Annotated in this window: 5 protein-coding genes; 4 read left to right on the top strand and 1 reads right to left on the bottom strand. The window is 71.9% G+C overall.

The features are described from left to right. Positions 1 to 3534 (bottom strand): beta-ketoacyl synthase N-terminal-like domain-containing protein (locus tag ACFWR9_RS42115; RefSeq protein WP_383852810.1); only part of this gene is annotated, 3534 nt, incomplete at its 3' end. Positions 3535 to 3905: 371 nt separating this feature from the next. Between ACFWR9_RS42115 and ACFWR9_RS42110 the strand changes: the two genes are divergently transcribed. The 4 genes from ACFWR9_RS42110 to ACFWR9_RS42095 are packed head-to-tail and all read left to right on the top strand — an operon-like array spanning position 3906 to position 7919. Then, entirely contained in the window at positions 3906 to 5078 is a 1173-nt protein-coding gene (locus tag ACFWR9_RS42110; protein WP_383852807.1) for a DegT/DnrJ/EryC1/StrS family aminotransferase, read from the top strand. Continuing rightward, positions 5075 to 6253 (top strand): Gfo/Idh/MocA family protein, encoded by a 1179-nt coding sequence (locus ACFWR9_RS42105; protein ID WP_383852804.1) that lies wholly within the window; start codon positions 5075 to 5077, stop codon positions 6251 to 6253. The genes ACFWR9_RS42110 and ACFWR9_RS42105 overlap by 4 nt, the downstream gene beginning before the upstream one ends. Further along, positions 6250 to 6945, top strand: coding sequence for an HAD-IA family hydrolase (locus ACFWR9_RS42100; protein WP_383852801.1), 696 nt, complete (start codon positions 6250 to 6252; stop codon positions 6943 to 6945). The genes ACFWR9_RS42105 and ACFWR9_RS42100 overlap by 4 nt, the downstream gene beginning before the upstream one ends. A gap of 20 nt (positions 6946 to 6965) precedes the next feature. After that, on the top strand, positions 6966 to 7919 hold the full coding sequence (locus tag ACFWR9_RS42095; RefSeq protein ID WP_383852798.1) for an ROK family protein: 954 nt from the start codon (positions 6966 to 6968) through the stop codon (positions 7917 to 7919). The last annotated feature ends 54 nt before the right edge of the window (positions 7920 to 7973 follow it).

Genomic DNA, 7973 nt, shown 5'->3' with positions numbered 1-7973 from the left:
CTTGAACAGCGTCGCGTCCGACTCGCCGCGCGCCAGCGCGCCGAGACCCGTCAGCAGCTCCTCACGCGATCCCGCGACCACCACCGCCCGATCCGACAACACCGCACGATCCGAGGCGAGCGACCCCGCGACCTGCGTGAGCGACACGCTCTCGCCCGCCTCGACGAACGCGGCCAGCCGCTGTGCCTGACCGGCCAGCGCCGCCGCACCCTTCGCCGACACCACGAACGGCAGCACCGCATCACCGTCGACGAGGTCCGCCCCGGAGTCCGGAAGCTCACCGTCCGGCGCCTGCTCCAGGATCACGTGCGCGTTCGTACCGCTGACGCCGAACGACGACACGCCCACCCGGCGCGGACGCTCGGTCTCCGGCCACGACCGGGACTCCGTGAGCAGCTCGACCGCACCCGCCGCCCAGTCCACCTGCGAGGTCGGCTCGTCCACGTGAAGCGTCGCCGGAAGCACACCACGGCGCATGGACTCGACCATCTTGATCACACCGGCGACACCGGCGGCGGCCTGCGCGTGCCCGATGTTCGACTTCAGCGAGCCGAGCCACAGCGGCCGACCCTCCTCACGCCCCTGCCCGTACGTCGCGAGCAGCGCCTGCGCCTCGATCGGGTCCCCGAGCGTCGTACCCGTACCGTGCGCCTCCACCGCATCGATGTCCGTCGACGTCAGGCCGGCACTGGCGAGCGCCTTGCGGATCACGCGCTGCTGCGCCGGACCGCTCGGAGCGGTCAGACCGTTCGACGCACCGTCCTGGTTCACCGCCGAACCCCGCACCACCGCGAGGACCTGGTGACCGTTCTTACGGGCGTCCGAGAGCCGCTCAAGCAGCAGGACACCCACGCCCTCGGACCAGCCCGTGCCGTCGGCCCCGGCCGCGAACGACTTGCACCGACCGTCGGCCGAGAGCGCGCGCTGCCGCGAGAAGCCGATGAAGGAGTCGGGAGTCGCCATGACGGCCACACCGCCGGTGAGGGCCATGGAGCACTCGCCCTGCCGCAGCGCCTGCGCCGCGAGGTGGATCGCCACCAGCGACGACGAACAGGCCGTGTCCACGGTCACCGCGGGACCCTCGAAGCCGAACACGTACGACACGCGGCCCGAGGCCACACTGCCCGCACTGCCCGTGCCCGCGAACCCTTCCAGCTCGGCGGGAACACCTTCACCCGAGGAATACCCCTGGCCCATCACGCCCGAGAACACACCCACCTCGGCGCCCCGCAGAGCACCCGGGTCGATCCCCGCCCGCTCGAACACCTCCCACGAGGTCTCCAACAGCAGCCGCTGCTGCGGGTCCATCGCCGTCGCCTCACGCGGTGAGATCCCGAAGAACCCCGCATCGAACCGACCCGCCTCATAAAGGAACCCACCACGACGCACATACGTCGTCCCCGGACGGTCCGGATCCTCATCGAACAGACCGTCCAAGTCCCAACCACGGTCCGTCGGGAACTCGGACAGACCGTCGCGGCCCTCACTCACCAACCGCCACAGAGATTCCGGGCCCGTCACACCACCCGGCAGACGACAGGCCATTCCCACGATCACGACCGGGTCGTGAGGGTCGGAGTCCCCCGCTCCCACGGCGTCCGCGTCCCAGCGATCCTCCTCGATCCCCAGGATCTCGGCGCGCAGGTGGGCGGCCAGGGCGCGCGGGGTCGGGTGGTCGAAGCTGATCGTGGTGGGGAGGCGCAGGCCGGTGTGCAGGACGAGCCGGTTGCGGAGTTCGACGATGGCCAGTGAGGTGAATCCCAGGTCGCGCAGGGCGCGGTCGGCCGCGACATCATCGGCCGAGGGGAGGCGGAGCACGTCCGCTGCCTGCGTGCGCACCAGCTCTTCGAGTACGCGCAGCTGCGCGCTCTTCTCCCGGCCCGTGAGGTCCGCCCGCAGGGCGGCGTGGACGGCGGAGTCGGGTTCGGCGAGCCGGAACGAGCGGCCGGCGGTGTCCACCGCGATCCTCAGGCGTCCCGGGACGTCCGCGAGGCGGTGCCGGACGACCTTCCCCGACGCGGTGCGCGGGATCGACTCGACCTCGTGGATCTCCTCGGGGACCTTGTAGGCGGCCAGTTGTGCGCGGCAGTGCGCGAGCAGCGCTTCCTCGTCGAAGCCCGACGGGCCGGGGACCACGTACGCGACGGGCACCTCGCCGAGTGCCTCGTGGGGTTTGGCGCCGACGGCCACGTCGGCGACGCCGGGAAAGGAGCGCAGTGCGGTCTCGACCTCGACGGGGTGGATGTTCTCCCCGCCTCGGATGACGAGTTCCTTGGTGCGGCCGCAGATGGTGAGGTGGCCCGCCTCGTTCTGGCGGGCCAGGTCACCGGTGCGGAACCAGCCGTCGCGCAGCGCCTCGGCGGTGGCTTCCGGGCTGTTGTGGTAGCCGACCATGACGTTCGGCCCCTGGACCCAGACCTCGCCTTCCCGCCCGGCGGGGACGTCCTCGCCCGTGTGGGGGTCGACGACGCGGACCCCGACGCCGGGGACGGGCAGACCGCAGGATCCCTCGACGCGGGAGCCGTGAGGGGCGTTGATGGCGATCGCCCCGCACGTCTCGGTGCTGCCGTAGGCGTCGACGAGGGGCACGGCGAACGTGTCCTCGAACGCCCGGCGCAGGGCGGCGGAGGTCACGCCGCCGCCGACGAGGCATATGCGCAGCTCGGGCAGGGTGGAGCCGCTGTCCCGTAGGGCCTCGACGAGGTAGTGGTACGTCGTCGGGACGCCGGCGAGGAAGGTCGAGCGGTCGTCGCGGAGCGCGTCGAGGACGTCCTGCGGGGAGTGTCCGTCGAGGATGCGGGCGGTGGCGCCGGCCACGGTGACCGACAGGACGCAGGCGATGTGGGACAGGCTGTGGAACAGGGGCAGGGGCCACAGGACGCGGTCGTCGGCGGAGAGTTCCGGGACGGGGATGTAGCAGTTCGCCACGGACCAGAGGCAGTTGCGCTGGGTGGACAGCACGCCCTTGGGGAGACCGGTGGTGCCGGAGGTGTAGAAGAGCCAGGCCACCTCGTCCAGGCCCAGGTCGTCCCGAGGGCCGGACGGGGAGGGCCCGTCGTCCTGCGGGTCTCCGGCGGCGAGTTCGTCGTACGAGTGGCAGCCCGCCGGCAGCGTTCCCGCGCCGGTCACGAGCAGCGTCAGGGGGCCGATCGGCGGGGCCTGTGCCGCCCGGTCGAGGAGTCGGTCGGCGCTCTCCGGGGCGGTGATGACGAACCGGGCGCCGCTGTCGCCGAGGATGTGGTCGAGTTCGGCGGCCGTGGAGCGCGGGTTGACGGGGACGCCGACGCCGGCGGCGCGGACGATCGCGAGGTAACTCTCGATGGTGGAAACGGTGTTGCCGAGCAGGATGGCGACGCGGTCACCGCGCCGGAGACCGAGGTCCGCCAGATGGCCGGCCAGCCGGGCCGTCCTCGCCTCGAGGTCCCGGTAGCCGACCGAGCGTCCTCGGTCCACGAACGCGGTCTTGTCGCCGAATCGTTCGGCGTGCTCAAGGAGAACTTCCGGAAGTGTCTTGATGATTTCGCCCTGCACCATGACGCCACACCTTCCGGAATTACCAGAATCGTTCGAGAGAAGTCCCAAGCCTGGATCTTTCGGCCAGGCTAGTTCGGGGTGTCGGGGCGCGACATCCCTCACCCTGGTAGGGCCTGACGGGGCCCTTTCGGGCGCCCGGGTAGGCGGCCGATCACTACCAGACCGGGGGATGTCCGACCGAAGGCGCCGCACTACCCTGAGGAAACCCCAGCCACGATGCCGTCCGCGTCATCACCCATGTCGACCGGCCCACGGCAATTCACAGGCGATTTTCAGCACGGTGACGGTGTTTCGGGACGCGGAACCCGTCCGTGGCATGTTCCCGGGCACCCTCGGACGCATTCCCGCCCAGGCGGGAGAACAGGAGATTCATGAATCCCCGACAGGCACCGGAATTCCCTGCATGGCCGCAGTTCGGCGATGACGAGCGGGCCGGCCTGATCCGTGCGCTGGAGCAGGGTCAGTGGTGGCGCATGGGCGGCAGCGAAGTGGACTCGTTCGAGCGGGAGTTCGCGGCTCACCATGGCGCGCCGTACGCGCTGGCGGTCACCAACGGGACGCACGCGCTCGAGCTCGCCCTTCAGCTGATGGGGGTCGGCCCGGGCGACGAGGTCATCGTCCCGGCCTTCACCTTCATCTCGTCCTCGCAGGCCGTGCAGCGCCTGGGCGCCGTCGCGGTCCCCGTGGACGTCGACCCTGACACGTACAACATCGGCCCGGTGGCGACGGCCGCCGCGGTCACCTCCCGGACGCGGGCGATCATGCCGGTGCACATGGCCGGTCAGATCGCGGACATGAACGCCCTCGGCAAGCTGTCCGCCGACACCGGCATCCCGCTGCTGCAGGACGCCGCGCACGCGCACGGCGCCCGCTGGGAGGGCAAGCGGGTCGGCGAGCTGAGCCCCGTGTCGGCGTTCAGCTTCCAGAACGGCAAGCTGATGACCGCGGGCGAGGGCGGAGCGGTGCTCTTCTCGGACGCGGAGACGTACGAGAAGGCGTTCATCCGCCACAGCTGCGGCCGTCCCCGTACCGACCGCCGGTACTTCCACAAGACGAGCGGTTCCAACTTCCGGCTCAACGAGTTCTCGGCGGCCGTCCTGCGCGCGCAGCTGGGGCGCCTCGACTCGCAGATCGCGACCCGTCAGCAGCGCTGGCCGGTGCTCCAGGAGCTGCTGCGGCAGATCGAGGGCGTGGTCCCGCAGACCGTGGACCCGCGCGCCGACCACAACAGCCACTACATGGCGATGTTCCGGATCCCCGGCATCGGCGAGGAGGGCCGCAACGCGCTGGTCGAGTCGCTCGTAGCCCGCGGACTGCCGGCCTTCGTCGCCTTCCGCGCGGTCTACCGTACCGACGCGTTCTGGGAGACGGGCGCGCCGGACATGACGGTGGAGGAGCTCGCCGAGCTCTGCCCCCACACCGAAGCCATCACGCAGGACTGCGTCTGGCTGCAGCACCGGGTCCTCCTCGGCACCGAGGAGGACATGCACGTCACCGCGGCCATCGTGGCCGAGGTGGTGGCCGAGACCCTGGCCGCCCGATGAGCGTCCGGGTCGCTGTCGTCGGGCTCGGCTGGGCGGGGCGCGAGCTGTGGCTGCCCCGGCTGCGGGAGCACCCCGCGTTCGACGTCGTGGCCGTCGTCGACCCGAGCGCGGCTTCCCGCGCCGCGTACGAGCAGGAGGCGGCGCGGGACGGAGCACAGGGCGAGGAACCGGACGAAGCGCGGGACGGGAACGGAGTACCGACCGGCATACCAACCGGAGTACCCGCGGTTCTCGCCGACGTCGACGAGCTCGACCGCCGCTCCGTCGACCTCGCCGTGGTCGCCGTACCCAACCACCTGCACGCCGAGGTGGCCGTCGCTCTGCTGGAGCGGGGCATCCCGGTCTTCGTGGAGAAGCCGGTCTGCCTGAACTCGGCCGAGGCCGAGAAGCTCGCGCAGGCGGAGACCGACGGCGGCGCGGTGCTGCTCGCCGGCAGCGCCTCGCGCTACCGGGGCGACATCGGCGTGCTGCTTGACCTGGTGCCCTCGCTGGGCACCGTCCGCCACGTGGAGCTGGCCTGGACGCGGGCGCGTGGCGTGCCGAAGTCCGGCGGCTGGTTCACCAGCCGCAGCCAGGCCGGCGGCGGTGTCCTGCTGGACCTCGGCTGGCACCTGCTCGACACCCTCGACGCGATCCTCGGGCCGGTCCCCATGGTCCAGGTCGCGGGCACGGTCTCCGACGACTTCGTCAACGACCCGTCGTGGGGCGCCGCTTGGCGTCAGGACGGCCCACAGGCCGAGCTCCGCGGTGACGTGGAGGACACGGCCCGCGGCTTCCTGGTGTCGGAGTACGGCACCTCGGTCGCGCTGCGCGCCAGCTGGGCCTCGCACGCCGAACGCGACCTCACGCTGATCCGGGTCGAGGGCAGCGCGGGCACGGCCACCCTGCGGTGCGTCTTCGGGTTCAGCCCGAACCGGGAACCCGTGCCGACGCTCACGCTGACCCGCGAGGGCAGCACCGAGTCCGTCGCGCTGCCCACCGAGCCGATCGGCGTGGAGTACGGCCGCCAGCTCGACGACCTGCCCCGGCTCCTCGGCGATCCCGCCCACCGCGGCAGCGCCGTGGCGGACATCCGCAGGAACATCCGGATCACGGAGCGCTTCTACGAGTCCGCCCTCGCGCTCGGCGCGCCCTCCCCCGAACCCTCCCCCCTCCTCCCCCTGGGAATGTCATGACAACCAGCCCAGTCGAACCGAACGACACCCCGACGGCAACGCTGATTCCGGTCAGGGACGCCGTGATCTTCGATCTGGACGGCGTCATCGTCGACAGCCTCGCGGTGATGAACGAGGCCTTCACGCGCGCGTACGCGGAGGTCGTCGGCGACGGCCCCGCGCCGTTCGAGGAGTACCAGCGCCACCAGGGCCGCTATTTCACCGACATCATGGAGATCATGGGCCTCCCGCTGGAGATGGAGGAGCCCTTCGTCCGTGAGAGCTACCGCCTCGCGGAGCAGGTGCGGGTCTTCGACGGCGTCGTCGACCTCCTGACGACCCTGCGCGCCCGTGGCCTGCGCCTCGCCATAGCCACCGGCAAGGCCGGCGCGCGGGCCCGTTCGCTGCTCGACGTCCTCGGACTGCTTCCCTACTTCGACCATGTGATCGGATCGGACGAGATCCCCCGGCCGAAGCCCGCCCCGGACATCGTGCTCCATGCCCTTGAGCTGCTCGGCGTACCGGCCGAGCGCGCCGTCATGGTGGGCGACGCGCCCACGGACATGGCCAGCGCCCAGGGCGCGGGGGTCTCCACCGCCGCGGCCGTGTGGGCGACCCTCGACGAGGAGGAGCTGCTCGCCTGCGGTCCCGACGTGGTGCTGCGCTCGCCCGCCGACCTGCTCGCGGTCTGCCCCGCGCTGCCCGGTCACTGAGGGGCCCGAGGAGGCGGGCGGTGGATCGCACAGTGGGGACGAGACGTCACCTCGGCGTCGATGTCGGGGGCACCAAGGTCGCCTTCCGGGTCGAGTCCGAGGGCGAGGACCCGTACGAGACGTCCTTCCCGTGGAACGAACGCCACAGCGCCACAGCGGATCTCGCGCAGCTAGCCGAAGCCGTCGGCGAGCTGCGCGCTCGCATGCGCGGGTGTACGGACACGGGTACGAGCTCGGGTACGGGCGACGGTAACGACGGCAGGTTCCGGGCGGTGGGCGTCGCCATGCCCGCCACCGTGGACCCTTCGGGCCGGGTCGTGGCCTGGCCGACCCGGCCGGAGTGGACTGGCGTCGATCTGGAGGCGTCGCTGCGGGAGCTGTTCCCCGAAGCGACCGTCGGCTGGGCCGACGACGGTGATCTGGGCGCGCTCGCCGAGGCGGAGGAGGCGGGTTGCGACCGGCTGCTCTACTTGGGAGTGGGCACCGGTGTCGGCGGCGGCTTCGTCGACGGCGGGGGCGTCTGCCCGAGGGCCGGCCTGGGTTCGTTCGAGATCGGGCACGTGATCGTCGAGCGGGGCGGCGCCCCGTGCGTGTGCGGGCGCCGGGGATGCGTACAGACCGTGGCCTCGGGTCCGGCCACGCTGCGGCGGGCGGCGCGACTGCGAGGGGCGGAGGTCACCTTCGAGGCGTTGCGCGCGGGTGTGTTCCAGGGTGCGCCGTGGGCTGTGTCCGCCGTGGACGAGGCGGGCGCGGCGCTGGCCGCGGCGGTGGTCGGCGTGCACGAACTGCTGCATCCGCGGCTCACGTTGATCGGCGGTGGCTTCGCCGAGGGGATTCCCGGGTTCGTCGACGGGGTGGCCCGGCACGTGTGCCGGCTGACCAGGACCGGCGGCCCGAGCTCACCGGTCCGCCCGGCCGTCCTCGGCGGCCTCTCCTCGCTGCGGGGCGCGTGCGCGCTGGCCCGCTCGCTCTGAGCGACGAGGGACGAGCAACGAGGGACGAGCAAGGCCCGGGCCTGGGGAACGACG

Source organism: Streptomyces sp. NPDC058534, assembly GCF_042717365.1.
Classification (GTDB): domain Bacteria; phylum Actinomycetota; class Actinomycetes; order Streptomycetales; family Streptomycetaceae; genus Streptomyces.
The sequence above is the reverse complement of the archived record's forward strand: the minus strand, read 5'-3'. Positions and strand labels throughout refer to the sequence as shown.